Raw genomic sequence first — 26,307 nt, forward strand, 5'->3', positions numbered from 1 at the left:
CACCGCACGGCGAAGGCTGATCGCTCCGGACTTTCCCAATCGAGAAGTTGCTCCGTATGAACAGGACATTCGCCGACACGGTCTTCCGCAACGGCTGGATCTACACGTCGAACCGGGAGTTGCCGTGGGCCACATGCGCGGCGGTCAAGGCGGGCCGGTTCGTCGCCGTCGGTGACGAGCGCGACGTCGCCGCGCTGATCGGCGAGGGGACCAAGACCGTCGATCTCGGTGGACGCATGGCGATGCCGGGGATCGTCGACATCCACAATCACATCATGATGGGCGGGCAGGCCGATCTCTACGAGCTGCGCTTCTCCAACGCCGACAGTGTGCCCAGGATCGCCGAGACCCTGCACAAGGCGGCGTCCGCGGCTGCGCCCGGCGCCTGGATCGTCGGCGGGCAGTTCGGCAACAATCTCCTGAACGAGATGAACACCACGGAGTCCTGTGCGCTGCTGGACGCGGCGTGCCTCGGGCATCCCGTCGTGCTGCGCGACGACACCTATCACAATCGCTGGGCTAGCTCGGCGGCGCTGCGGCTGGCCGGCGTGCAGGCCGACACCCCCGATCCGACCGATGGCGAGATCGGCCGCGACCTCAAGACCGGGACGCTCACCGGGATCATGATCGAGGCCGCCTCCGGCCTGGTCGAGCGGGCGCTCGCGGCCTCCGGTCACTACACAGCCGAGATGGACCGCGCGGCGGTGGCGCGCTCGATCTCGGTGCTCAACACGTATGGAGTCACCGCCTTCATCGACGCCGCCAGCATGCAGCCGATCATGGCGGCGCTGAAGGGGCTCGACGATCGCGGCGAGCTGACCGCCTGGGCGGTCTGCGCAATGCCGGTGGTCGAGCCGGGCTTCATGTTCGGCAAGGCCGGCGAGGACCTGTTCGCGCTGCGCGAGCAGTATCGCGGTGCGCATGTGAAGCCGGATTATGTGAAGGTGTTCCTCGACGGCGTGCCTGGCGCCAAGACCGCGGCGTTCCACGAGCCTTATCTGGCCGATCCCGTGCGCGGCTGCTGCTTCCGCGGATCGACCATGCTGACCGTGCCCGATCTGATCCGCTGGCTCGGGCGCTGCGAGAAGCTCGGCCTCGCGGCGAAGATCCACTGCGCGGGCGATGCCGCGGTGACGCAGGCGCTGGACGCGATCGATGTCGTGCGCAGCTTCAACGGGGCGACCCATCTGGTCCACCAGATCGCGCATGCGAGCTACATCGCGCCCGACGACATCAAGCGCTTCGCCGAGCTCGGCGTCGCAGCCGATCTGTCGCCGATCATCTGGTATCCGACCGTCTTCCTTGAGGCGCACAAGGCCGCGATGGGCGAGGAGCGCGCGCAGCGCTTCTGGCCGAACAAGGACCTGAAGGCGGCCGGCGCGCTGATGGCGGGCGGCTCGGACTGGCCGGTGATCCCGATCCCGGATCCCTGGCAGGGCATCGAAGGCATGGTGACCCGGCAAAATCCCACCGGGGATTTTCCCGGCAAGTCGCTGTGGGCGGAGCAGGCGCTCGATCTCGCCACCGTGATCGACATCTACACCATCGACGCCGCGCGCGCGGCCGGTCTCGGCCAATCGATCGGCTCGATCGAGGTGGGCAAGTCGGCCGACCTGATCGTGCTCGACCAGATGATCTTCGACATCCCGCCGGACCAGCTTGCCGACACGCGGGTCGAGATGACCTTCTTCGAGGGCCGCAAGGTCTACCAGCGGGGCGCGTGATGGACACGGCGGATCAGATCCCGGTCACGGTGCTGACCGGTTTCCTCGGCAGCGGCAAGACCACGGTGCTGAACCATCTGCTGCGCCAGCCGGAGCTCAATGGCGTCGTCGCAATCATCAATGAGTTCGGCGAGGTGGCCGTAGATCATCTGCTGGTCGAGAGCAGTGAGGACCGCCTCGCGCTGCTCGACAATGGCTGCGTCTGCTGCTCGGTGCGCGAGGATCTGATCGAGACGCTGGCCGATCTCGCGGCACGCCGCGCTGATGGCAGGATCCCGCCGTTCCACCGCGTGCTGGTCGAGACCACCGGGCTCGCGGATCCCGTGCCGGTGCTGCACACGCTGATGACGGCGCCCGATGTCCTCAGTCGCTACCGGATCGACGGCGTGGTCGCGACCGTCGATGCCGTCAATGGCGCACATACGCTCGAGGCGCACAGTGAAGCCGTCAGGCAGATCGCGGTCGCCGACCGGCTGCTGGTGACCAAGACCGATCTTGCCAGCGAAGATGCGCTGGCGCGGCTCGAGGCGCGGCTCGCTGCGATCAATCCGGTCGCGACGCGCGCGCAGGTGCGGAACGGGATGGTCGATCCGGCAAAGGTGCTCGATGCCGGACTGTTCGATCCGTCGGCCCGCTCGGCAGACGTGGTGCGCTGGTTCGATTTGGCGTCGCAGGCGGCGAACGCGCCGCATCGTCACGCCGATCACGATTGCGATGGCGCAGACTGCGGCCACCATAGTCACCATGCGCATGATGCCGGCGTATCTTCCTACAGCCTGATCATCGACGAGCCGATCCAGCGCGAGGCGTTTGCGCGCTGGCTGGACTATGTCGCGGCGCTGAGGGGCGAAGACCTGCTGCGCTTCAAGGCGATCGTGCATGTCGCCGAACAGCCCGATGCGCCGGTCGTGGTGCATGGCGTCCAGCACGTGTTCCATCCGCCGATCACGCTTGCCAGCTGGCCATCTGCGGACCGGCGCTCGCGGCTCGTCTTCATCGTACGCGGCATCCCGCGCCAGATCATCGAAAACACATTGTGCAAGTTTGGCGCGGTGAGCCGCGCAGCGATCCAGCGATCGGCGGCGTGAACCCGAGATCGAACAATTTCATCATTGGTTATGGAGGGAGAGGGACATGACTGAGACAAAGAATGACAAGACGTCCGGCCGGCTCGACCGGCGCACGCTGCTGAAAGCGGCCGGTGCCACGGGCCTCGCATCTGCGATGAATGTGCCGCTGGTCAACATCGCGCGGGCCGCCGGCAACACGATCAAGATCGGCTGGGTCGGCTGCCTCTCCGGCGTCCGTGCCCAGTTCGCCGAGCCCGATCCCTGGATCCACGAGCGCATCAAGGCGCGGCTGAAGGATGGCCTGAAGATCGGCGGCAAGACCTATCAGGTCGAGCTGGTATTCAAGGACAATCAATCCGACCCGAACCGCTCGTCGGTGATCGCAAGTGAACTGGTACTCCGTGAAAAGTGCGACCTGATCCTGATCGAGGACGGTGACGCCCAGCCGCCGGTGCAGGAGCTCGCCGACGCCCGCGGCATTCCCACCATCTCGACCCAGGTGCCGTGGCAGGGCTGGATGTTCCCGCGCAAGTCGACGCCGGACAAGGGCTTCCCCTACAGCTACCATTTCTTCTGGGGTGCCGATGACGTCGCCAGGAATTTTCTCGGCATGTGGCAGTCGGTCGAGACCAACAAGAAGGTTGGCACGCTCTACATTGACAACCCGCCGGGCCAGGCGTTCTCCGATCCGAAGCTCGGCCTGCCGGCGGGCATCTCGGGCGCCGGCTATCAGGAATTCTCGGCCGGCAAATTCCAGATCGCGACCGACGACTTCACCAACCAGATCGCTTCGTTCAAGAACAACGGCGTCGACATCGTCTCCGGCTTCACCTTCAGCAATCACTGGGTGACGCTGTGGAACCAGGCGGCGCAGGCCGGCTTCAAGCCGCAGATCTGCACCGTGGCGGCAGCCTTCCTGTTCCCGGCCGCGGTGAACGCGCTCGGCGATCGCGGCGACGGCATGTCGACTGAGGTGTGGTGGACGCCGGCCTATCCGTTCAAGTCCTCGCTGACCGGGCAGAGCGCCGCCGAGCTCGCCGCGGAGTGGGAGAAGACCACCGGCAAGCAGTGGACCCAGCCGATCGGCTACGCGCATGCGCTGTGGGAGGTCGGGCTCGCGGCGCTGCAGAACAGCGATCCCAAGGACAAGAACTCGCTGCGCGATGCGATCGCCGGTCTCGACATGGAGACGGTCGTCGGCCGGGTGAAGTTCAAGGACAGCCCGATCAAGAACGTCGCGGTCACCTCGCTGTCGGGCGGGCAATGGCGCAAGACTAAGGGCGGCAAGGCGAAATACGAGCTGCTCATCGTGCACAACGGGACGGCGCCGTTCATCCCGAAGCAGGCCGATCTCCAGCTGCTCTCCAAGCTGGCCTGAGATGGCACCGCTTCTGCGCGTCAGCGGGCTGTCGAAGCGTTTCGGCGAGATCGTGGTCGCCGACAACGTCAGTTTCGAGCTGGCGCGCGGCGAATGCCTTGGCGTGATCGGCCCGAACGGTGCCGGCAAGAGCTCGCTATTGAACCTGATCGTCGGCCTGCTCGCGGCCGACGGCGGTTCGATCATGCTCGACGACAGGGAGATATCAAGCCTGCCGCCGCATCGCCGGGCGCGGATGGGGCTCGGGCGCGCGTTCCAGATCCCGCAACCGTTTCCGCATCTGTCGGTCTACGAGAACGCGCTGGTGGCAGCGTCCTACGGTGCGGGCCTCTATGGCGACGCGGCGTCCGACTGGACGATGGAGGTGCTGCAGCGGACCGGGCTCGACGCCAAAGCGGACAAACTCGCGGGCGCCTTGCCGCTGATCGACCGCAAGCGGCTGGAATTCGCCAAGGCGCTGGCCTCGAAGCCAAAACTGATCCTGCTCGACGAGATCGCCGCGGGGCTGACCGAGCCTGAGGTCGAGCGCCTCGTTGCCATCATCAAGTCGGTGAAGGCAGATCACGCCATGATCTGGATCGAGCACATTCCGCACGCGCTGCGCGCGGTCTCGGATCGGATCCTGGTGCTCGATTTCGGCCGCAAGGTGCTGGAAGGGCCGCCGGCCGAGGTGATGGATAGCGCCGTGGTGCGCGAGATCTACATGGGATTGAAGGCCGATGGCGTTGCTTGATGTGAACGGCCTGCAGATCTTCTACGGCGATCTCCAGGCCGTGTTCGACATGAATTTCACCGTCGCCGACGGCGAGGCGGTGGCGCTGGTCGGTGCCAACGGCGCCGGCAAATCGACGTTCCTGAAGGCGCTGGTCGGGCTCAATGAGGAGCGGCGCGGTACGGTACATTTCGACGGCATCGACATCTCGCAGATGCCGGCCGAAGAGGTGTCGCGGCTCGGCCTCATCATAGTGCCCGAGGGGCGGCTGCTGTTCGATTCGCTGACCATCGAGGAGAACCTGCTGATGGGCAGCGTCAACCGTCGCAAGGGCAGCTGGACGCTGCGGCGGGTGTTCGACCTGTTCCCGATCCTGGATGAGCGGCGGCGGATGTTTCCGGGCCAGCTCTCCGGCGGCCAGCAGCAGATGGCGGCGATCGGTCGCGCGCTGATGTCGAACCCGCGGCTGCTGCTGTGCGACGAGATTTCGCTCGGGCTCGCGCCTGTCGTGGTCGAGCAGATCTATCGCTCCTTTGCCGACATTCGCCGCGAGGGCACCGCCGTCGTGCTGGTCGAGCAGGACGTCAAGCGCGCGCTCGCGACCTCTGAACGAATCTATTGCCTGTTGAAGGGGCGTGTGTCGCTGACCGGTCCGGCGCAAGGATTGCAGCCGGAGCAGCTGACCCACGCCTATTTCGGTAACTAGCCAGGATTGGCACGACATGATCTGGGTTGAAACATTGATCAACGGAGCCCTGCTGGGCGGACTCTATGGCCTGCTCGGCATCGGGCTCGCTTTGGTGTTCGGCGTGATGCGCGTCGTCAACATCGCGCATGGCGAGTTCATGGTGCTGAGCGCGTTCTGCGCCGTGCTGCTTTCCAACCTGTTTCCGCAGGTGTCGCCGCTGCTGATGCTGATCCCGGTGATCGCACTGTCCTTTGCGGTTGGCTGGCTCTACCAGGCCGCCATCGTCAACCGGGTCGTGACGTCGCCCGATCCGCTGTCGCCGCTGCTACTGACCTTCGGCGTCTCGGTGATCCTGCGCAACGTCATGGTCGAAATCTTCGGCGCCGACGTGCGCAGCCTGCAGGTCGGCGAGCTCTCCCGCGCCAGCCTCGAGATCGCCGGCCTCAACATCGGCATCATGCCACTGCTGACCCTGGTGCTGGCCGCGCTGCTGTTCATGGCGCTGCAGCTGGTGCTGCGCCACACCGAGTTCGGACGGATCGTGCGCGCCACCGCCGACCGCCGCGACATCGTCCGGCTGTCCGGGGTCAAGCCGGACCGGGTCTATAATTATGTCATGGGCCTGTCGCTGGCGCTCGGCGCGATCGGCGGCGTGCTGCTCGCGGTGCGGTCGAGCTTCACGCCGTTCTCGGGCGCCGAGCGGCTCTTGATCGCCTTCGAGGTCGTGGTGCTCGGCGGGCTCGGCTCGTTCTGGGGCGCGCTGCTCGGCGGCATCGCGCTCGGCATGGCGCAATTGATCGGTCTGAAGATCGATCCGAACGCTGGGCTGCTCTACGCGCATCTCCTGTTCTTTATCATGCTGTTGATCCGCCCATCGGGTCTCGTGTCGAGCAGGGTATGACGCCGATGCCGACACGGACAATTCTCCTCGCCTGTGCCATCGTGCTGGTCGCCGTCATCGCCGGCGCACCCTTCGTGCTGAATGAGGGCATCCTGCGGCTCGCGACCGAATGCCTGCTGCTGCTGACGATGGCGCAGATGTGGAACCTGCTGGCGGGCTACGCCGGGCTGGTGTCGCTCGGCCATCAGGTCTTCATCGCGTTCGGCGCCTATGCGCTGTTCCTGACCTCCGGCTGGCTCGAGGTGACCCCGATCTGGGTGCTGCCGGTGGCGCCGCTGGTGGCCGCGGCCGTCGCGGCGATCATCGCCTTTCCGTTGTTTCGCTTGCGCGACGCGTATTTCTCGATCGCGATGTGGGTGTTCGCCGAGATCATCGGCGCCTTCACGATGAAATCGCAGGCTGTCGGCGGCACCTCGGGCGTGCCGCTCGCCACCAGCAAGCTGATCGATTTCGACTGGTTCGAACCGACCATGTTCTGGCTCGCCGGTGGCCTGACGCTCGTCACCATCGCGGCCCTGTACAAGATGATGACCTCGAGCTTCGGGCTCGGGCTGATGAGCGTGCGCGACAATGATCTGGCCGCGATGAGCGTCGGTGTCGATGTCCGCCACAACCGCTTCATCGCCTTCGTGCTGTCGGCGGCGGGATGTGGGCTTGCGGGTGCGTTGAGCTTCATGGGTAATCTGTTCATCGCGCCGCTCGCGGCCTTCGACGTCAACTGGTCCGTCTACATGATGTTCATCGCGATCATCGGCGGTATCGGAACGCTGGAGGGCCCGATCCTCGGCGTCATCATCTTCTTCGGCCTGCGCGAAGTGATGACCGGACCGCTCGGCCTGTCCGGCGGCTGGTATCTGGTTGGGCTCGGCATCATTGCCGTCGTCGTGATGATCGTGGCGCCGCGCGGCATCTGGCCGGCGTTGCGCGACCGTCTCGGCGTGCGGCTGCTCGACGTCCACCGTGCCGCGCCACGGCCGGCCGCGGCCGCCATCCTGCCGGGCGCGTCGGAACGGGTTACCGGGTGAGGCAGGCCTTCACGCCGTCACCTTTGCTTGTATTCTGAGCGTTCTGGCTTTGAGTGGAGGGCGTGATGGCTCTGAAATTCCGGCATGGCGGATGGGCATTGGCCGGCCTGGTTGCGGCGACCTTGGCGGCACCGCCGCCGGCGCAGGCCGAGCGCAGGATGTGGCCGCAGGCGGCCGCGATGCACCCGATGGACGGGCTGACGACGGACGAAATCCGCTCGGTCTCCGAAATCCTCCGCGGCGCCGGCAAGTTCGACGATGCGACGCGGGTCGTCTCCATGACGGTCGACGAGGATCCCAAGGACGAGGTGCGGGCGTGGAAGCCCGGACAGCCGTTCACGCGGCGCGCGAACGTGACGCTGCTGAGTGGCGGGCATCTCTACGAAGCGCATATCGACCTCGCCACGCGCAACCTGCTCGGCTGGGACGAGGTCCGGGATCACGAGGCCGCGCTCACCATCGACGAGCTGATGTCGGCCGGCGATCTGCCGAAGCAGGACCCGCGCTGGATCGCCGCGATGGCCAAGCGCGGCATCACCGATTTTCACAATGTGCTGTGCCTGCCGCTGACGGTAGGTCCAGTGAGCGAGCCGGCGCTGAAAGGCCGCCGCCTGCTCAACGTGCCCTGCGTCGACACGACAGGCGCCGCCAACAATCTCTGGGGTAAGCCGATCGAGAACCTGGTCGCGCAGGTCGATCTCAAGAGCAAGACGGTGCTGTCGGTGACCGATCTCGGCGTGGTGCCGCCGCCGGCGCAGACACCCTCGCACGCCTATGCCGACTCCGGAAAATATCGCAAGCCGCCGAAGTCGATCGAGATCACCGCGCCCGAGGGCAGCAATGTGAAGGTGGAGGGCGGCCAGGTCCGCTGGGACAACTGGTCGTTCCATGTCCGTCTCGAGCCGCGCGTCGGCGCGGTGCTGTCGCTGATCCGCTACGACGACCACGGCACGTTGCGCGACATCGCCTATCAGATCTCGGCGAGCGAGATGTTCGTGCCCTATATGGATCCTTCGCCGACCTGGTCGTTCCGCGCTTATATGGATATCGGCGAATACGGCTTCGGCGTGCTCTCCAGCGAATTGCAGCGCGGCATCGATTGCCCCGAAGGCGCGCATTATCTCGATCTGACGATCTCGGACACCAAGGGCATGCCTGTCGTCTCCAAGGGGGCGGTCTGCATCTTCGAGCGCCCGACCGGCGATCCGATCTGGCGCCACAGCGAGCTGATCAACAACACCGCCGAGGTGCGACCGAACAATGAGCTGGTGGTGCGGATGGCGCCGGTGGTCGGCAATTACGACTATCTGGTGGATTACGTCTTCGACCGTGCCGGCAATATCGACGTGCGGCTCGGCGCCTACGGCATCGATGCGACCAAGGGCGTCGCGAGCCGGACACTGAGCGACTCGACGGCCGCGCAGGATACGGCCTACGGGACGCTGGTCGACGAGCGGCTGCTGGCCGTCAATCACGATCACTACATGACGTTCCGGATCGACATGGACGTCGACGGCACCTCGAACCGGCTGGTCGAGGACCGCTTCAGCGTCCGCCGGCTGGACGAAGGCCAGCGCAAGAGCCTCTGGCAGGTCGACACCAGGCCGGTCGCGACCGAAGGGCCGATCACGACGCCGCTGAGCGCGGCGCAGTTCAGGATCGAGAGCACGGGCAAGACCAACAAACAGGGCTATCGCACCAGCTATCAGCTGATGCCCGGACATTCCGACGTCTCGCTGCTCGCCAAGGACGATCCGATCCAGCTGCGCGCCGGCTTCAGCGCCTACACGTTATGGACCTCGGCCTACGCCAGGGACGAGCGATACGCCGCAGGCATGTATCCAAACGAAAACCCAGAGGTCGATGGCCTGCCGAAATGGACGGCGGCGAAACGGCCGATCGAGGATCGCGACCTCGTGCTGTGGTACACGGTCGGCTTCCGCCACGTGCCGCGCGCCGAGGACTGGCCGGTCATGCCCGGCCTTTGGCATGGCTTCCGGCTGCGCCCATTCAACTTCTTCGATCGCAATCCCGCGCTCGACGTGCCGCCGATGGTGAATGCCAAGGATACCACTAAGGACACCAAATGAGGGGCCGCGTGCATCGCATGGGAGCGGTCGCCGGCGCGCTGATGACGCTGTTGGCGGCGCAGCCGGCCGCGCACGGCGCGGCGGCCGAAAGCGGCGCTGACGATGCGTCCTTGCTCTATCTGAGCAGCGGCGACTGGCAGCGCCAATCCGCGCCGCGCAAGGTCGCGCTCGCAGCCGACTTCATGCGGATCTTCTGCACCGATCAGACAATGTCGGCGGCATCGTTGGCCAATTGCCTCGACCGTGACAAGGCGGATGGCGCGCTGTTCGAGCGCGCTATCGCTTGCGTCAGCGCGCGATGACTTCTGCGTGTAGTCCTACCCCGTCATTGCCAGCGAAGCGAAGCAATCCATCCCGCCGCTTGTGGAGATATGGATTGCTTCGTCGCTATCGCTCCTCGCAATGACGAGGGAAGCCCAATAGCATGTCAGCCGGCCGCTGAGAGGCCGGTGTCGATCCCTTCGGCGATCGCCTTCACATCCAGTGCGGTGAGGATCAGGGGCGGGGACAGGATCAGGTTGTTGCCGGAGACGCGCAGCATCACTCCGGCCTCGTAGGCGCTATCTGCCACCTTCGCCATGGTCTTCTTGTCGGCGGGCTTCTTGCTGTCGCGATCGGCGACCAGCTCGAGCGCGGCCATCAGGCCCTTGCCCCTGACGTCGCCAACCAGCGGATGTTTCGCCTTGAGCGCGGCCAACGCCTGCGCAAGGTCCTTGCCGCGCGCGGCGGCATTCTCGTCGAGCTTGAGGAGGCGGGTCTCGGCGAGCGCGGCAAGGCCCGCGGCGCAGCCGACCGGATGGCCTGAATACGTATAGCCATGGCCGATCGAGCCGAAATTGGTGGTGTCAGCCTCGAAGGTTTCCGCGACCTGCTCGCCGATCAAGGTCGCGCCGAGCGGGAAATAGCCCGAGGTGATCGCCTTAGCCATCGTCATCATGTCGGGCTTCACGCCCCATAACCGCGAGCCCGACCACGCGCCGGTGCGTCCGAATCCGGTGACGACTTCGTCGGCGATCATCAGGATCCCGTGGCGGTCGCAGATCTCGCGCGCGAGCTTCATGAAGCTGTCCGGCGGCACGATCACGCCGCCAGCCCCGAGCACCGGCTCCATGATGAAGGCCGCGATGGTGTCGGCGCCCTGGAATGCGATCTCCTCCTCCATCGCCGCCGCGCAAAGCTGCGCGAGTTTGGCGGGATCGGCTTCGTTGAAGGGATTGCGATAGGTCGACGGCGCCGGGATATGGAATACGCCGGGCAGCATCGGCTCATAGTTGCGGCGGAAATTGGCGTTACCGTTGACCGACGCGCCGCCGAAATGGGTGCCGTGATAGCCCTTCTTCAGCGCCAGGAACTTGGTGCGGTCGGCCTGGCCCTTGATCTTCCAGTATTGCCGCGCAAGCCGCAGCGCGGTCTCGACCGAGTCCGATCCGCCCGACGTGAAAAAGGCGCGAACCATGCCTTCCGGCTTGAACCATTCGGTCAGCTCGTAGGCGAGTTCGATCGAGGGGCCGCTTGAAGTGCCGCGGAAGCCAGAATAATACGGCAGCGCGCTGAGCTGATCTGCGATCGCTTGCTTGATCGGATCGCAGCTGTAGCCGAGGTTGACATTCCACAGGCCGCCGACCGCATCGATCACGGTCTTGCCGTCGATGTCGGTGACGTGGACGCCTTCGCCCTTCATCACGATCCGCGGCGGCTGCGCCCGCATCTCGGCGGGATGGGCCATCGGGTGCCAGATCGGCTTGGCGTTGTTCTCAACCAGGAAGTTTCTGTCGCGCATGATCGCTCTCTATCGTTAACGCGCTTTCTCCATGCGAACCGGTATAACTTCGCTGGAAAACGCTTTAGTCGAATTGCAACCCGAAATGCCGCAGCGCCTCGCTGTAGGACGCCGCTGGATTGCGCACGTCGAACAGTACGATACGCATGTTGCACGCGGCGGCGCCGGCGATGTTGCGGCGCTGGTCGTCGACGAAGACGCAATCCTCTGCCTCCAGCGCCAGTTCGTCCAGCGCGCTTTGATAGGCGCGCCGGTCGGGTTTCAGGATCCCGGTATGGGTCGCGTCGACGATGGTGTCGAAGCGCTTGAGGATGGAGAGGCGGGTGCGAAACTCCGCACCGTAGAACAGGTCGAGCTCGTTCGACAGGATCGCGAGCCGGAACCCGGCGTCCGCGGCAAGGGTGATCGCGCGCACGGCTTCGGGACGGATCACGGTGTCGGGATCGGCGCCCCGCGCACGCTTCACGAAGGTTTCCATGTCGCGCCAGTCCTCGCCGACCATGCGCCCGACCTCGCGGCTGCGCGTCAGCCAGTAATCGCGCTCGGAAATCTCGCCGCGCTGCATCGCAGCCCAGAGCGGATCGCTGTCGGGGGCAAATGGTCCGAGCCATTTCAGCGTGCACGGTGCGAGCCCGAGCGCGCGCTCGGTCAAATCATGGGTCTCGAACAAGGTCTTCGAGATCACACCGCCGAAGTCGAGCACCAGCGCCTTTGCGAGCGGCCTCGTCATGCGGCAACCGTTGCGCGGCCGGGGCGGACGATGCCGGCAGCGACCCAACGATCGAAGATGCCGAGCACCGTTTCGTTGAACGTCGCGCTGTTGATGTGATCCTTGATCTCGTGCAGTTCGACCGGTGGCCGGACCGCCGTTCGCATCGCGTCGACGAAGGCGGCGAGGGCGTCGGGATCGTGCAAAGCCTCGCCTTCGCGGTCCCATTGCTGGATGCCGCCGGCCGGCAGCACAAAGGCGACGGGGGCGCTGGCGCCGGCCAGCTTCTCCGCAATCGCGTGGGCGATCCGGCGGCGATCGGCGGCTCCCGATGTCGCCGATGCGAGCAGCCGGTTGTGTGCGTGGAACGGCCGATCCGATAGCTCGTTCGGAATCCCAAGCCACGCCGGGAAGTCGACCATGTCGACCGCGCCGGGGGCGACGATCTGCGGAATGCCGGCTCTGCCCGCGTTCTCCAGCCGGTCGGCGCCTGAATTGACCACCGAGCCGGTGAGCTGATTGGCGACCTCCTGCAGGCTGAGGTCCAGCACCGCGGCAAAGCCGCCCTGGGCTGCGATCGACTCCATGGCGCGGCCACCCATTCCTGTGGTGTGGAAGACGACCACCTCGTAGCCGCGCTGCTCGAGTTGCGGCTTGAGCTCGACCATGTAGCGCAGACAGCTCTTGCCGAGCGATGTGATCGCAACCACCGGCCGGTCCCGGTTCGGCTTGATGGCGCTCTTCGCCGCGCCGACGATCGCGCCGCAGGCTTGCGACAGCACGGCGGTGCAGGTGCCGTTGAGGCCATAGAGGCCGCCGGCCCACAGGATCATCATCAGATCGGCGGCGACGCGCTCGGGCGGGATCAGGTGCGAGAATGCGACGGTCGAGACGATCAGCTTCGGCAGGCCGAGCGGCAGCGCCTGCGCGACGTCGAGCGCAAGGTCGGTTCCCATAGTGCCGCCGATCGCGATCACGCCGTCGATGGCATCGCGCGCCGCAAGCTCGCGCGCCAGATTTGCAGCGCCGATCGCCATCAGGGACATCGCGGAGTTTTCGTCGCCGCTGGATGCTATCGCCGCGATCGTGGTCTGCGCTGCCGCCGCCACCGCGTGCTTGTCATGCGCGGGCCGATACGGCGGATCGCCGAGCACGCTGATGTCCATCATGATGGTTGTGCCGCCGGCGCGGGCGATGCAATCGCTCATGAACAACAGTTCGTCGGCCTTGGTGTCTCCAGTGCCGATCAGAAGAATGCGGGGCTGCGTGATCTCGGGCATGACCTTCGGCTCGCCGGCGGCGTGAGGGATGTGGACGAGTTGGTTTGCACCCAGCGGGCAGGGCGTTCGGCCATCGTGCGATCACGCTATGAGGGCGCTGGCTGCGGCAACATCCACCTATCGGTTGATTGCTGCCAAAGCCTTGATTTGGCGAGGATTGCGCCATGCCAGCGGTCTCCGGTCGGGAGCCGCTTCTTGTCACCGTCACAATGATCACGCATGCAGCAAGCCCAGATCGATCTGTTACGTTCGGCCGCAATTCCGGCCCAGCAGCTCTTCATCGGCGGTCGGCCGACGCAGGCGATCGGCGAGGCGCGGCTCGATGTGGTGTCGCCGATCGACGGCACGGTGCTGACGACCATCGCAGACGGCGATGCAGCCGATGTCGACCTTGCGGTGAAGCGGGCACGGCAGGCCTTCGAGCAGGGATGCTGGTCGCGCGCGGCACCAGCGCAGCGCAAGAAGGTGCTGTTGCGGTTCGCCGATCTGATCGAGCAGCACGCGCTCGAGATCGCGGTGCTCGGTGTGCGCGACAACGGCACCGAGATCGGCATGGCCTACAAGGCCGAGCCGCTGTCAGCGGCTGGCACCGTCAGGTACTACGCCGAGGCGATCGACAAGGTGTATGGCGAGATCGCGCCGACCTCAGGCGACGTACTCGGGCTCGTGCATCGCGAACCGCTCGGTGTCGTCGGCGTGATCGTGCCGTGGAATTTCCCGTTGATGATCGGGGCGTGGAAGATCGGTCCTGCGCTCGCCGCCGGAAACTCCGTCGTGGTCAAGCCGCCGGAGTTGGCGTCGCTGACGCTGCTGCGGCTCGCCGAGCTCGCGGCGGAGGCGGGGTTACCTGACGGCGTGCTCAACCTCGTCACCGGCCGCGGTGCATCGGCGGGTGAGGCGCTCGCGCTGCATATGGATGTCGATGGGCTGGCCTTCACCGGCTCGGGCGCGGTCGGCCGGCGGCTGCTGGAATGCTCGGCGCGGTCGAACCTGAAGCGGGTTCATCTCGAGCTTGGCGGCAAGTCGCCCAATATCGTGTTTGCCGATGTGCCCGACATCAAGCATGCGGCCAAGGTCTCCGCGAACGGCATCTTTCGGAACTCCGGCCAGGTCTGCGTCGCCGGCTCGCGGCTGCTGGTGCAATCGGCGATCTATGATCGCTTCATCGATGCGCTGCTCGACGCGACCCGAAAGCTCAGGGTGGGCGATCCCCTCGATTTGGCCTCGGATATCGGCGCCATCTCAAGCAAAGTGCAGTTGCGCAAGAATCTGGACGCGGTTGCCCGCGCGGAAGCGCAGGGCGCGAAGCGGCTGACCGGCGGTGAGCAGATCCGCGTCGAGAGTGGCGGCAACTTCATGGCCCCCGCGATCGTCACCGAGGTGACGCCGTCGATGGAGGTCTGGCGCGAGGAGGTGTTCGGCCCGGTGCTATCGGTCACGCGGTTCGGCGGCGAGGAAGAGGCCACAGCCCTCGCCAACGCGACACCCTATGGACTTGCGTCGGCGGTGTGGACCGGAAGCCTGTCAACGGCGCATCGCATGGTGCGCGCCATCAGGGCCGGTGTCGTGCACGTCAACGCCTATGGCGGCGCCGATATCACGGTGCCGCTCGGCGGCTTCAAGCAATCCGGCTTTGGACGCGACAAGTCACTGCACGCCCTCGACGCCTATACCGACCTCAAGACCGCCTGGATCGCGCTATGACATCAGCAACTACTGAGCGCGCAGGCGTTCTGAACCGCTTGCTCGATGCTGAGCAGGAACGCTTCCGGGCACTGCATCCGCGATCGGCGGCGGCCTGGCAGCAAGGCCGGCAGCACTACCTCTATGGCGGCCCGTCGCACTGGATGCGGCGCTGGGCCGGCGGCTTCCCTGTGTACGCCGAGGAGGCGCAGGGCGCGCATATCAGGGATATCGACGGCCGCGACTATATCGATTTCTGCCTCGGCGACACCGGCGCCATGTGCGGGCACGCGCCGGAGGCGGTGACGGAGGCCGCGCTGCATCAGCTCAAGCGTGGCGCGACCATGATGCTGCCGACGGAGGACAGTCTCTGGGTCGGCGCCGAGCTGTCGCGCCGCTTCGGTCCGAAATACTGGACGCTGACGACGTCGGCGACCGACGCCAACCGCGCCGCGATCCGCATCTCGCGCATGATCACCGGCCGGCGCAAGGTGCTGGTGTTCTCCGGCTGCTACCATGGCGGCGTCGAGGAGGCGCATGTCGAGATCCGCGACGGCCGCGTCGGCCTGCGCAACATGATCCATCCCAACGGCATCGATCATGACGCCGTGAGCCGGGTGGTCGAGTTCAACGACGTCGCAGCACTCGAGGCGGCGCTGGCGCAGGGCGATGTCGCCTGCGTGCTGACCGAGCCGTTGATGACGAATTTCGGCATGATCCCGGTCGACCCCGGTTTTCACCAAGCGCTGCGCGACCTGACCCGCCGCGCCGGCACCGTGCTCATCATCGACGAGACGCATACGCTGTCTTGCGGACCGGGCGGCTACACGGAGAGCCACGGGCTCGAGCCCGACATCTTCGTCGCCGGCAAGGCGATCGCGGGTGGCATCCCCGCTGGCGTGTTCGGTCTCAGCCAGGAGATCGCCGAGCGGCTCTGGAAGCTCGTCCCCCATGTCAATCCGCGCGAGCGGCAGTCGGCGCATCTCGGTTTCGGCGGCACGCTTGCCGGCAACGCGCTCACGGTCGCTACCATGCGCGCGGTGCTGGAGAAGGTCCTGACCTCGGCGAACTACGAGCGGATGATCGGAACCGCGACCTGGCTCGCGCAGGAGGCGCGCCGGCTGATCGCAGCAGCCGGGCTGCCCTGGCACGTCACCCAGATCGGCGCGCGTGCCGAGATCATGTTCATGCCGCACCCGCCACGTAGCGGCGCCGACGTCATCGCGGGCCGGCAGCCCGATCTCGAGACCTTGCTGCATGCGTTCTACATGAACGAGGGCATCCTGGTGACGCCGTTCCACACCATGCTGCTGATGTGTCCGGCGACGTCGGGGCGGGATGTCGACAAGCACACGGCGGTGTTCGCGCAGTTCATCGATTTGCTGCGCGGCGCGGGAGTAATCTGATGCAGGCGCCTCCATTCAATCTCGACGGCCGGGTCGCCATCGTCACCGGCGGGGGCAGGGGGATCGGTGCGGCCATTGTCAAGCGCCTCGCGCAGGCGGGCGCAACCGTGGTGATCGCCAACCGGACGCTTGACGTGGCCGAGGCGCTGGCGCGCGAACTGGCGGCCGATGGCCGGACCGCTCATTGTGTTCCGTTTGATCGGCTCGATCGTGGCAGCTTGCGGGCGATGGTTGACGACGTCGCGACCAGATACGGCCGGCTCGATATCGTCGTTCACAATGCCGGTGGTTGTCCGTGGGCCTCGCTTGACGAGCTCGATGAAGCGAAGCTCGACGAGACGCTGGCGCTGAATCTCAACGCCAGCATCTGGCTTGCGCAGGCCGCAGTTCCGCATATGCGCGCCGTCGGCTTCGGACGCATTCTGGTGACATCCTCGGTGTCGGCGCGGGTCGCGATGGGCGGTGGCGCGCATTACTCGGCGGCGAAGGCCGGCGTCAACGCGTTCATCCGCGGCGCCGCCTTCGAGCTCGCGCGCGACGGCATCACGGTCAACGGCGTCGAAGCCGGCTTCATCGAGAAGCCCGGCCGTGGCACCATGAGCGCGCCGGAGAACAAGGCGAAGCTCGAGCGCTTCATTCCGATGGGGCACATGGGGAGCGCCGACGACATCGCCTGCGCGATGCTCTATCTCGCGTCCACCGAGGCCAAGTATGTTACCGGGCAGACTATCGTCGTCGACGGTGGTTCGACCTTGCCGGAGACCGGTTTTGCCGTCGAACGGCAGTGGGGAGCCTAGATGAGCATGATCTTTTCGGAAAACCGGTTTCCACTTCTCCGGCTCACGCGCTGATGCCGCGGCTGGACGGAAAGACGGCGCTGGTGACCGGCGCGGCCACCGGGATCGGCCGGGCCACGGCGGCGTTGCTAGCGTTGAGCGGCGCGCGCGTCGTGCTGTTCGGGCTCGGTGATGCCGAGCTTCAGGCCGCCGCAGCGGAGTGCGGCGGGCAGGCGGTCCATGGCGACGTCACGCGTCCGGACGACGTTGCCAGCGCCGTCGCCGCCTGCGGCGCGTGGCTCGACATCGTCGTCAACGCGGCCGGCCTGATCGTGCCGGATCAGCCCGCCAGCGTCTCCGACGAGGTCTGGACCAGGACGCTCGACGTCAACCTCACGGGGACCATGCGGATCTGCCGGACATCCTTGCCGCTGCTCCGGCAGCGCGGCGGGGCGATCGTGAATATCGCCTCGGTTGCCGCGTTCAACGCCAGCCCGGAGAGCGCAAGCTACGCCGCCAGCAAGGCGGCCGTCGTCGCCTATACGCGTTCGCTGGCCTACGCTCATGGCGCCGACGGCATCCGCGCCAATGCCGTGGCGCCCGGCTGGGTACGAACGCCGATGAGCGCCTATGAAATGCAGCTGCTCGCCGACCAGAATGGCACCAGCGCCGAGACCGAATTTCGCGGCGTCGAACGGCGGATCGCCTTGGGACGGATGGCCGAGCCCGCCGAGATCGCTGCGTGCTGCCTGTTCCTGGCCTCCGACGAGGCGTCCTTCGTGACCGGAGCGGTGCTGGTCGCCGATGGCGGCGGCCGCTCGCCGACGCAAAACCGCGCCGTGTAGGGCCCGGACTGCGCGCTGGCTGGCGAGCCGCCGGACCGGACCACTTCGCCCTCGACCGTGCCGCGCGCGCGTCTCCAGCCGATCTCCGCCGGAAGGCGCTCGCAACGTCACTCCGGCGCTATCGGATGCGCAGGCCGCTCGATCGATGGCTTGAGGCCTTCGAGTTCAACGAAGGCATCGGCGTGTCTGCGAAGCTCGTCGGCGATCATCGGAGGCTTCGTCCGAATGCTGGAAACGACGGTGACACGTACGCCCCTCCGCCTGACGGCTTCGACAACGGCTCGCAGGTCACCATCGCCGGAGAACACGAACGCATGGTCGATGCGGTGCGCGATCTCCATCGCGTCGACCGCGAGCTCGATGCCGATGCTGCGCTTCATTCGCCTCCGTCCATCGCCGTCGTCATGCTGCTTGGCGGCCTTTCTCCTCACCGCATATCCGTTGTAATCGAGCCAATCCACCAGCGGGCGAAGGCTGCTGAACTCGTCGTCATCCCTCACGACCGTGTAGAAATATGCGCGGACGATTTGCCCATGCTTGCCGAACTCCAGGAGCAATCGCCGGAAGTCGACTTCAAAGCCGAGGTTCTTGACCGTCGTGTGCAAATTCGCACCATCGATGAAAAGTGCAATACGATCGGTCATCTCAAGTCCCCATGAGGCCCGGATCAGCTGCAGTACGCTTTGGTTCTGAAAATTTACTTGGCGCTCTATCGGAATGTCTGATCCTAGAGCAAGGACTCGGCGGGGATGAAGCGGAATTTTCGACACCGACGGGTGCCATGGTGATCGTGCGCCTATTGATAAGGTATTTGGTCCAAGCATGCGGCCGGCCCGTCGCATGGAGATGAAACGGTCACGAGCTGCGCGGCTGCGCCAGAGGCGACCCTGGCGTCACCGACAAAACTACAACTAAAATCAATCGGATGGACCGGCGCTATTTCGTGCCGATGCGATATTTCGAGATACCACTTTTTTGCAGATGCAGGTTTTCGCCGATGGCAGTTTCGCCCGAGGGGCACGGCTTTGCGCCTCCGGATTGAGCAGAAGTCTGCTATTGCCGGCGGGGGCGTGAATGCGCGGCGGCGTGTCTGTTGCGCCGCCTCAACAACTCTCTCGCCCTCATCGATAAACGAACCGTCGCAATCGACCCGCGGCTCGATGTGATGTTCGTATCGGCAGGAGGCAAGTGGGGCTTGCGATGGGGGCTTGCCGTGAGCGACACAACGGCTCCTCGATGAGGAGCGCAGCAGGCTGTCGGCCGCGCCGTCCGAGGCGAGCAAGCCGCCGCCCGGCGGTCGTCCGGTGACGCCAATCCAGCCCGGAGAGCTGCGGCCTGATCGGCGGAAATTCCGGGACCTGCTCCTGAAACGAGGCGGTCATGCCGGACGTCGTTCTCGCGACAACTTGTCCGTCGGCGCGCTCTCGGGGCCGTCACCGTATTCACACGGGGGCCGCCATCTTGAAATATCGTGAGATGCCGAAACGGCTATAATTTAAGGGGTTTCGTGCGTTTCGCTTCGGCGCGGCGTGACCGGAAAGCGGTGTCGGCCGTCACGCCAGTAGGGTTAACAAAGGATTACCAAGTGACAGCTTTGTGACGGCGGATTATAGCTGGAACCTAGTTGGCGGATTTTGCCCCCAACGAGTTGCGTAAATTAATTGTAAATACATTCATCCTAAAAGGGATTTTTTCCTATGCTGAAGCTCTACATCCAGACCACCGAAACCGTCAAGCGTCTTGCCTCGGACAAGGACGGCGTCGTGTCGTTCGAATACGTGATCGTCGCCGCTTGCGTCGTCGCCGCGGTCGCGGCTGCGTTCGGTACCAGCACTTCGTCCGGCATCGGCAAGGCGCTGAGCACCGCGATCACCAGCATCAGCACCGCTCTCACCACCGCTGTCTCGGCCTAAATCCGATCACTGACGGCGTTGGCAGAGTCTTTCTGCCAACGGTCGCCAACGGGATTGAGATGTCGGCTAGGTAAGAGGAGGCTCGTTCCATGTTGCATCATTGCATCAAGGTCAGAGACGCGTTGCTGCGCCTGCGCACGGACAAGGACGGCGTCGTGTCGTTCGAGTACGTGATCGTGGCCGCTTGTGTCGTTGCCGCGGTCGCCGCCGCGTTCGGCACAAGTACTTCCAGCGGTATCGGGCAAGCGTTGAGCACGGCGATCACCGCGATCTCTACTGCAGTTACGACCGCGGTCTCCGCCTAGATCGGAAGACCGCGCTTCGGAGGGGGGCATCATTCTATGCCCCCCACCATTTCTGAGGCATATATTTTCATGAGTTGGATTGCGTCCACGACCTCGTGTCTGGAAATCGCATTGTTGTTCTATGTCGCAACGATCGATATCGCGACGCGGTTGATCCGAAACGAAATCTGTCTGGCGCTGGCGCTCCTCGGGATCGTCGGTCAATTAGCCAGCCCGATGCAGGTCGGCCAGTCGCTGATCGTCGCCGCAATCCTGTTCCTGGCGCTGTTCGTGATCTACCAGCGGAGGATGATCGGCGGCGGCGACGTCAAGTTGCTGGTTGCCCTGGCGATCGGCCTGCCATTGGCCGGTGTGATTGAGCTGCTGACGGTAACCGCATTGGCCGGCGGCGCGCTCGCCGCGGTGCATCTGATGATGCGCCGCCTGCCGCATCCAAAGCTGGCACCCGCCGGATCGTCGCTGGTGCGCCGGGTCTACGCGGTCGAGCGCTGGCGTCACGTGCGACATGCGCCGCTGCCCTACGGCGTCGCCATCGCATGCGGCGGCATCTGGACCATTTTGAGCAAAGGATTTTGACATGTCGTCCGCTCTGCGCGTCTCGATCATCATGGTGCTGTTGCTTGCAGCTACAGCGCTCGGGCTGATTGCCTATAGCGTGAACCAGCCGAAAGACCAGGCTGTCGCGGAGGCGGTCGCGGAAAAGCGGCCGGCCCCGCCTGCGACGGTTGGTTACTTTGTCGCGACACGACCGCTTTCCAAGGGCGCGCTGGCGCGGGATGAAGATTTCGCCGTGCGTCAGGCGGCGGCGGACCATGTCCCCGCCGGGGCGATCCTCGAGACGCCCGACACCAAGGCCGGACTTCCCGGTTCTCTGGTTCGCAGGTTCGTCGACGCCGGCACTCCCATCACGTTGCAGGACATCCTGCGTCCCAGGGATCGCGGTTTCCTCGCCAGCGTTCTGGCGCCTGACAGCCGCGCCATCAGCATCAAGGTCGATGAGGAGACCGGCGTCTCGGGTTTGATCAGGCCGGGCGACAACGTTGACGTGGTGCTGACCCAGGTGTTCGAGAAGGCCAATCTGGCACGGCGGGCGGTGAGCGAAACCGTTCTGTCCAATGTCCGCGTGATCGCAATCGATCAGGAGATCGCGCAAGGCGGTCGATCCATCACCAACACGGTCGCGGGCAAGACGGCACAAACCGTATCGCTCGAGCTCAAGCCGGATCAGGTCAAGAAGGTCTCCGTCGCAAAGCAGCTCGGAACGCTCTCCCTCGTCGTCCGCGCTGCGGCCGAGCAGTGGGACAGGGCAGCAGATACGGGAGCGACATCGAGCTGCGATGTGTCGCCCGAGCTGGCGCGTCAGAGTGCGCTTGCCGGCCAGAGCACGATGGTCGCGATCTACACCGGCAGCGAAGTCAAGCAATACTCGGTCCGGAAGCAGGATCTCGACGACGACGCCCTTGCGAGCTGCGACGGCGCGACGGAGGTCGACCGTCAGACGCCAGCGGTAGTGGGTGACGCGAGTAAGGGGCCGGAGAAACGTCGATGAGTGTGAACATGGCAGTGGTGGAATCACCCGAAGAGACGACGTCCGTTGTCACGCGTAACCGCATCGTCTGCTTCGTCAACGACGAGCTGAGCGCCGCAGCCCTCCGCAAGGGGCTCGACGGCAGCAACCTGGTGATCCGGCGTGGCACCATCCGTCATGCGACGCGCATGCTCGAAACCGACACCGATCTGTCAGCGCTGGTGACCGACATCAGCGGGATCGATGATCCCTTTACCGAACTGGAACGTCTGGCCAGTGTCTGTCCACCTGACGTCAAAGTGTGCCTGATCGGCGACAACAGGGAGATCACCTTCTACCGCGAGCTGATGGAGATCGGCCTTACCGAGTATCTCCCGACGCCGATCACAAGGGATATCGTGCTCGACCAGCTTCGGCCGAAGCTGCTTGGCGAGGTCGCGCCCGTTCACAACGACCGGGGCGGGCATGTGGTCTCGATCTGTGGTGCGCAGGGCGGTGCCGGCGCGACCAGCATCGCGATCAACCTCGCGCTACAACTGGCCGAGACCACCAAGGCCAAGGTCGCGCTGCTCGACCTGCATCTGCAGGGCGGCGAGACCGCGGTGATGCTGGGTGTCCGTCCCGGACCCGGCCTCCGCATTGCCCTGGAAAATCCGATGCGGGCCGACACGCTGTTCCTGGAGCGTGCGGCGATCGAGGTGAACGATCGGGTTGTCCTGATTTCCGGCGACGAAGATCTCGATGCCAAGCTCGATATCACCGAGGCAGGCGTGCGGCACGTGATCGGTTTGCTCCGCCAGCGGTTCAACTACGTCGTCGTCGACGTGCCGGTGCCGTTCCCGGCATCGATCTATCCGGTCATCACGATGTCCCGCCATGTGCTGGTCCTGCTTGAAGCCGAGGTGACCGGCCTGCGCAATGCCCATGCGCTGCGCAACGCCGTCACCAACATCGCCGGCAAGGATCGGGTGTTTACCTTGCTCAATCGTGCAGATCGCGCCGGCGGTTTGCCCAGGGCGACGATCGTCAAGGCACTCGGCGCAGAACCGGACATGGTGATCCCGGATCTCGGCAAGGGAATGACCCAGGCGGTCAATCTCGGCGTTCCCGCGCTCAAGCATGTCTCGGCCCTGCGGCGTCACCTCGCTCCGATCGTACGGGAGATTACCGGCGTCGGCTCCAGGAAGAAGGCAGGGTGGAAGAGGTGGCTTGGGCTATGAAGAAGTTCGGTAGGCGCGCAGACGAAATGCCAGTGCGGATGCCTGGGGCGGTGCCAAGCCCGTCGGCAGAGGCGCCAGGCGTTTGGCCAGTACCGCCGGCCTTGCCGCCGACGGAACCGGGCGTGGCGCCATCGGCGTCGAGCCTGTTTGTATCGGCGCCGAAGCAGGACGAGCCCGTGACGCACCATCCGGCGATGCCGTCGTCGCTGCGCGAACGCGTGATCGAGCAGATCGAGCCGGCGGTGGCTGCGACCGTGTCCCGCGACGTCCTCCGGCGGCAGATCGAGGAAATCATCCACGGCATCGCCAATCAGGAACGGCTGGAGCTGTCGGGCCGTGAGCAGCTCTTCCTGGCGGAGGAGATCGCGGACGACATGACCGGCTACGGGCCGCTTCGTCCGCTTCTGCTCGACGAGACGATCAACGACATCATGATCAACGGGCCGAGCAACATCTATGTCGAGCGGAGCGGCAGGCTCGAGCGGGTCGCGGTCCGGTTTCGCGACAACGACCACATCGCCCAGGTCGCGCAGAAGATTGCGGCGCAGGTCGGCCGGCGCGTCGACGAATCCAGTCCGATGGTCGACTGCCGTCTCCCGGACGGCAGCCGCGTCAACATCATCCTGCCGCCCCTCTCGGTCCATAGCCCCTGCATCTCGATCCGAAAATTTCCGAGCAGGCGCCTGAACATCGTCGGCATGATCGAGAACGGCTCGATGACCCCGGCGATCGGACAGCTTCTGGAGATCGCATCTCGCTGCCGGCTCAATGTCCTGGTCTCCGGCGGCACCGGCTCCGGCAAGACGACGCTGCTCAACGCGATGAGCCAGTTCATCGATCACAGCGAGCGCGTGGTCACGATCGAGGACGCCGCGGAGCTGCAGCTGCAGCAGCCGCACGTCATCAGCCTCGAGACGCGGCCGCCCAGCCTCGAGGGTACCGGACAGGTGACGCAGCGCGACCTGCTGTGGAATGCACTGCGCATGCGGCCGGACCGCATCGTCGTGGGCGAGGTGCGCGGCGCCGAGGCGTTCGACATGCTGCAGGCGATGAACACCGGTCATGACGGATCGATCTCCACCGTGCACGCCAACAGCTCGCGCGATGCCCTGACCCGCATCGAGAACATGGTGCAGATGGGACAGGTCAATCTGCCGTCACGCGCCATCCGTGCGCAGATTGTCGCCGCGCTCGATCTGATCGTGCAGGTCGAGCGCATGCGGGACGGCCAGCGCCGCATCGTCCAGGTCAGCGAGGTGATCGGCCTCGAGGGTGAAGTGATCACCACCAATGACATTGCGCTCTTCGAGTACAAGGACGAGGACGTTCACGGGCGGATATCAGGCAGCTACAGGTCCACCAACGCGGTTCCGAAATTCAAGAGCCGCCTGGTCTACTTCGGGCTCGAGCGAGCCTGGGCCGAGGCGATGAGGCAGATCTGATGTCGACACCCCTGGTCATCGTTCTGGTGCTTCTGCTGTGTGCCACGGTTAATACGCTGTGGCTCGACGCGCGGCAGAGGCGTTTGGATCGCCGGCTCGAGATTGCCTTGCCGACGGCTCAGGCGGCAGCCCTGGTGTCCATCCGTCGCGCGGCCAAGGCTTCCCGTTGGAATTTGCTCAATCGCCTCGCCAATTATCGCCCCGAGATGGTGTACGTGGTGCGCCCGGCCTATGTGCTGCTTGCAGGGGGAATAGCAGCGGCGGGCGTCCTCTACCTCAATGAGGTGCTGAAATTCCCGGGCTATCGAGCAGGAATTGCGGCAGCGGTCGTCGCCATCCTGGTCGTGCGTGGCCTGTTCGGATGGCAGCAGCGGAACTTCGCAAACCGGCTGTTCCAGCAGCTTCCGGACGCGGTCCAGCTGGTGACGAGTACCGTCCGGTCGGGGCTGCCGGTCAACGAAGCATTCCGCACCATCGCCCGCGAGATGCCGCAACCGACATCCGGGCAGTTTGCCATCGTCTGTAGCGAACTGAATATGGGCAGGTCGCCTGAGGAGGCCGTGGAAGAGATCTATCAGCGAACGCTGGTGCCGGAATATGCGATGTTTGCGGTCACGCTTGCGGTGCAATTGAAGACCGGCGGCAGTCTGGCAGAAACGCTGCAGACGCTGGGCGAGACGGTGAGCCAGCGGGTTGCGCTGGCGGCCCGTGCGAAGGCGCTGGCGGGGGAGGTCATCTTCTCCTCGCGTGCCCTCACATTCGCGCCGCTGGTTGTTGGCGGGCTGCTCTACTGGATCAATCCGCAGTCGATCGATCTGCTGTTGTTCGATCCTGAAGGAAACATGCTGCTCGCTTATGCGGCGTGTTCGGTCCTGGTTGGACATTTCGTGATCCGGTGGATGGTCAGAAGGGAAACAGCGCTATGACGGCTGTTCTCGCCTTTGCATCCCTTGCCGTCGTGACCGCGGCTGCAACCTTCCTGCTGATCATCCGGGAGGTGCACCTCCGCGCCTTGAACACGCGTGTTTCGAACGCGGTGCTGGGCATTCCCGACCAATCGACCTCGTCAAGGGACTTGATCGGCTGGCTTTCGTCGCTCGGCACGCGCTACAGGCGCTTCTACGGTCAGGAAAACCTCGACCAGTTGCGGGTGGTTCTCCAATCCGCGGGATTCAATCACTATCGCGTGCTGCCGATCTGGATCGGCTTCAAAACGGTCAGCATGTTCATGTTTCCGATCGCGGCTTTCGCAGTCGCGCAAATCATCGGAAGCCCGTTCAGCGACACGATGATCTACACGCTGCTTGGCGTGGCGATCGGAATCGTGGGCCCGCGTCTGATCCTGTCGGTGCTGAAGCGGCGCTTCGACGCGGCGATCCGGCTCGGCACGCCCGATACCATCGACCTACTGGTCGTCTGCAGTGAGGCAGGCATGGGCCTGGAGAGCGCGCTGGAACGCGTGGCGGATGAGATGCGGGAGACCAATCCCGCCATCGCCCATGTATTGCACGGTCTTCTTGATGATCTTCGGATCCTGCCGAATCGTGCCGACGCGTTCGAGAAGCTCGCTGCCACGTCGGACGGTCTACGTCGTTTCGGCACCATGGTCAGCCAAAGCCTGCAATACGGCACGCCATTGAGTCAGGCGCTGCGCAGCATCGCCGTCGATTTGCGGCGCGAGCGCATCACCAAGCTGGAGGAGCGCGCGCACAAGCTGGGCGCCAAGCTCACCGTTCCGATGGTGCTGTTCATGCTGCCGGCGATGTTCATCATTCTGGGCGCGAGCCCCTTCCTCCACCTCATGCGTACATTCTCCAACATCGGTCACTAGG

At 65.1% G+C, this 26,307-nt stretch carries 25 protein-coding genes; 21 read left to right on the top strand and 4 right to left on the bottom strand.

Annotated features, from left to right (window positions below; all coding sequences use genetic code 11):
* Positions 1-56: 56 nt before the first annotated feature.
* The 9 genes from BraRD5C2_RS12530 to BraRD5C2_RS12570 all read left to right on the top strand — a co-directional run bounded on the left by BraRD5C2_RS12530 (position 57) and on the right by BraRD5C2_RS12570 (position 9,890).
* Positions 57-1,724, top strand: a complete 1,668-nt coding sequence (locus BraRD5C2_RS12530; RefSeq protein WP_223968720.1) for an amidohydrolase — start codon at positions 57-59, stop codon at positions 1,722-1,724.
* Positions 1,724-2,812 (top strand): CobW family GTP-binding protein, encoded by a 1,089-nt coding sequence (locus tag BraRD5C2_RS12535; protein ID WP_223968722.1) that lies wholly within the window; start codon positions 1,724-1,726, stop codon positions 2,810-2,812. The genes BraRD5C2_RS12530 and BraRD5C2_RS12535 overlap by 1 nt, the downstream gene beginning before the upstream one ends.
* A 46-nt stretch (positions 2,813-2,858) precedes the next feature.
* Positions 2,859-4,172 (top strand): ABC transporter substrate-binding protein, encoded by a 1,314-nt coding sequence (locus tag BraRD5C2_RS12540; RefSeq protein ID WP_223968724.1) that lies wholly within the window; start codon positions 2,859-2,861, stop codon positions 4,170-4,172.
* Position 4,173: 1 nt separating this feature from the next.
* On the top strand, positions 4,174-4,905 hold the full coding sequence (locus tag BraRD5C2_RS12545; RefSeq protein WP_223968727.1) for an ABC transporter ATP-binding protein: 732 nt from the start codon (positions 4,174-4,176) through the stop codon (positions 4,903-4,905).
* Positions 4,892-5,590 (top strand): ABC transporter ATP-binding protein, encoded by a 699-nt coding sequence (locus BraRD5C2_RS12550; RefSeq protein ID WP_223968729.1) that lies wholly within the window; start codon positions 4,892-4,894, stop codon positions 5,588-5,590. The genes BraRD5C2_RS12545 and BraRD5C2_RS12550 overlap by 14 nt, the downstream gene beginning before the upstream one ends.
* A gap of 16 nt (positions 5,591-5,606) precedes the next feature.
* Positions 5,607-6,473, top strand: coding sequence for a branched-chain amino acid ABC transporter permease (locus BraRD5C2_RS12555; protein WP_097676476.1), 867 nt, complete (start codon positions 5,607-5,609; stop codon positions 6,471-6,473).
* A gap of 5 nt (positions 6,474-6,478) precedes the next feature.
* Positions 6,479-7,498 (top strand): branched-chain amino acid ABC transporter permease, encoded by a 1,020-nt coding sequence (locus BraRD5C2_RS12560; protein WP_223968731.1) that lies wholly within the window; start codon positions 6,479-6,481, stop codon positions 7,496-7,498.
* A 65-nt stretch (positions 7,499-7,563) separates the two neighbouring features.
* Positions 7,564-9,588, top strand: a complete 2,025-nt coding sequence (locus tag BraRD5C2_RS12565) for a copper amine oxidase (protein WP_223968733.1) — start codon at positions 7,564-7,566, stop codon at positions 9,586-9,588.
* An 8-nt stretch (positions 9,589-9,596) separates the two neighbouring features.
* Positions 9,597-9,890, top strand: coding sequence for a hypothetical protein (locus tag BraRD5C2_RS12570; RefSeq protein ID WP_223968735.1), 294 nt, complete (start codon positions 9,597-9,599; stop codon positions 9,888-9,890).
* A 125-nt stretch (positions 9,891-10,015) separates the two neighbouring features.
* On the opposite strand, the gene BraRD5C2_RS12575 is transcribed toward BraRD5C2_RS12570, so the two are convergent.
* The 3 genes from BraRD5C2_RS12575 to BraRD5C2_RS12585 form a co-directional block, all read right to left on the bottom strand.
* Entirely contained in the window at positions 10,016-11,368 is a 1,353-nt protein-coding gene (locus tag BraRD5C2_RS12575; protein ID WP_223968737.1) for an aminotransferase class III-fold pyridoxal phosphate-dependent enzyme, read from the bottom strand.
* A 64-nt stretch (positions 11,369-11,432) separates the two neighbouring features.
* Positions 11,433-12,098, bottom strand: a complete 666-nt coding sequence (locus tag BraRD5C2_RS12580; protein WP_223968739.1) for an HAD family hydrolase — start codon at positions 12,096-12,098, stop codon at positions 11,433-11,435.
* Positions 12,095-13,357, bottom strand: coding sequence for a Tm-1-like ATP-binding domain-containing protein (locus BraRD5C2_RS12585; protein ID WP_223968741.1), 1,263 nt, complete (start codon positions 13,355-13,357; stop codon positions 12,095-12,097). The genes BraRD5C2_RS12580 and BraRD5C2_RS12585 overlap by 4 nt, the downstream gene beginning before the upstream one ends.
* A 219-nt stretch (positions 13,358-13,576) precedes the next feature.
* On the opposite strand from BraRD5C2_RS12585, the gene BraRD5C2_RS12590 reads away from it, so the two are divergent.
* Genes BraRD5C2_RS12590 through BraRD5C2_RS12605 form a run of 4 tightly spaced genes read left to right on the top strand, consistent with a single transcriptional unit; the run spans position 13,577 to position 18,067 of the window.
* A complete protein-coding gene (locus BraRD5C2_RS12590) occupies positions 13,577-15,061 on the top strand; it encodes an aldehyde dehydrogenase (protein ID WP_223968743.1) in 1,485 nt (494 codons plus the stop codon).
* Positions 15,058-16,446 (top strand): transaminase, encoded by a 1,389-nt coding sequence (locus BraRD5C2_RS12595; protein WP_223968745.1) that lies wholly within the window; start codon positions 15,058-15,060, stop codon positions 16,444-16,446. The genes BraRD5C2_RS12590 and BraRD5C2_RS12595 overlap by 4 nt, the downstream gene beginning before the upstream one ends.
* The gene (locus tag BraRD5C2_RS12600; RefSeq protein ID WP_223968746.1) at positions 16,446-17,243 is read left to right on the top strand and encodes an SDR family oxidoreductase; all 798 of its coding nucleotides are present in this window, start codon (positions 16,446-16,448) and stop codon (positions 17,241-17,243) included. Before BraRD5C2_RS12595 ends, BraRD5C2_RS12600 begins: the two co-directional genes overlap by 1 nt.
* 53 nt (positions 17,244-17,296) lie before the next feature.
* The gene (locus BraRD5C2_RS12605; RefSeq protein WP_223968748.1) at positions 17,297-18,067 is read left to right on the top strand and encodes an SDR family NAD(P)-dependent oxidoreductase; all 771 of its coding nucleotides are present in this window, start codon (positions 17,297-17,299) and stop codon (positions 18,065-18,067) included.
* 107 nt (positions 18,068-18,174) lie between these two features.
* On the opposite strand, the gene BraRD5C2_RS12610 is transcribed toward BraRD5C2_RS12605, so the two are convergent.
* Entirely contained in the window at positions 18,175-18,711 is a 537-nt protein-coding gene (locus tag BraRD5C2_RS12610; RefSeq protein WP_223968751.1) for a LabA-like NYN domain-containing protein, read from the bottom strand.
* A 1,053-nt stretch (positions 18,712-19,764) separates the two neighbouring features.
* Here BraRD5C2_RS12610 and BraRD5C2_RS12615 point away from each other — a divergent pair.
* The 8 genes from BraRD5C2_RS12615 to BraRD5C2_RS12650 all read left to right on the top strand — a co-directional run bounded on the left by BraRD5C2_RS12615 (position 19,765) and on the right by BraRD5C2_RS12650 (position 26,306).
* Positions 19,765-19,980, top strand: coding sequence for a hypothetical protein (locus tag BraRD5C2_RS12615; protein WP_223968752.1), 216 nt, complete (start codon positions 19,765-19,767; stop codon positions 19,978-19,980).
* Positions 19,981-20,069: 89 nt separating this feature from the next.
* Complete coding sequence (locus BraRD5C2_RS12620; protein WP_223968754.1) at positions 20,070-20,285, top strand: hypothetical protein; 216 nt, start codon at positions 20,070-20,072, stop codon at positions 20,283-20,285.
* A 69-nt stretch (positions 20,286-20,354) separates the two neighbouring features.
* Positions 20,355-20,861: an A24 family peptidase gene (locus BraRD5C2_RS12625; RefSeq protein WP_223968836.1), complete on the top strand. Its 507-nt coding sequence runs from the start codon at positions 20,355-20,357 to the stop codon at positions 20,859-20,861.
* A 1-nt stretch (position 20,862) separates the two neighbouring features.
* The gene (gene cpaB / locus BraRD5C2_RS12630) at positions 20,863-21,834 is read left to right on the top strand and encodes a Flp pilus assembly protein CpaB (protein WP_223968756.1); all 972 of its coding nucleotides are present in this window, start codon (positions 20,863-20,865) and stop codon (positions 21,832-21,834) included.
* Positions 21,831-23,033 carry an AAA family ATPase gene (locus tag BraRD5C2_RS12635; protein WP_223968758.1) on the top strand — a complete coding sequence of 401 codons (1,203 nt, stop codon included), beginning with the start codon at positions 21,831-21,833 and terminating at the stop codon, positions 23,031-23,033. The genes cpaB and BraRD5C2_RS12635 overlap by 4 nt, the downstream gene beginning before the upstream one ends.
* 194 nt (positions 23,034-23,227) lie before the next feature.
* Positions 23,228-24,475, top strand: a complete 1,248-nt coding sequence (locus BraRD5C2_RS12640) for a CpaF family protein (protein ID WP_374707986.1) — start codon at positions 23,228-23,230, stop codon at positions 24,473-24,475.
* Positions 24,475-25,401, top strand: coding sequence for a type II secretion system F family protein (locus BraRD5C2_RS12645; RefSeq protein ID WP_223968762.1), 927 nt, complete (start codon positions 24,475-24,477; stop codon positions 25,399-25,401). The genes BraRD5C2_RS12640 and BraRD5C2_RS12645 overlap by 1 nt, the downstream gene beginning before the upstream one ends.
* Positions 25,398-26,306: a type II secretion system F family protein gene (locus BraRD5C2_RS12650; protein ID WP_223968764.1), complete on the top strand. Its 909-nt coding sequence runs from the start codon at positions 25,398-25,400 to the stop codon at positions 26,304-26,306. The genes BraRD5C2_RS12645 and BraRD5C2_RS12650 overlap by 4 nt, the downstream gene beginning before the upstream one ends.
* Position 26,307 lies beyond the last annotated feature (1 nt).

Origin of the sequence: Bradyrhizobium sp. RD5-C2 (assembly GCF_019972155.1) — a bacterium.
GTDB lineage: Bacteria > Pseudomonadota > Alphaproteobacteria > Rhizobiales > Xanthobacteraceae > Bradyrhizobium.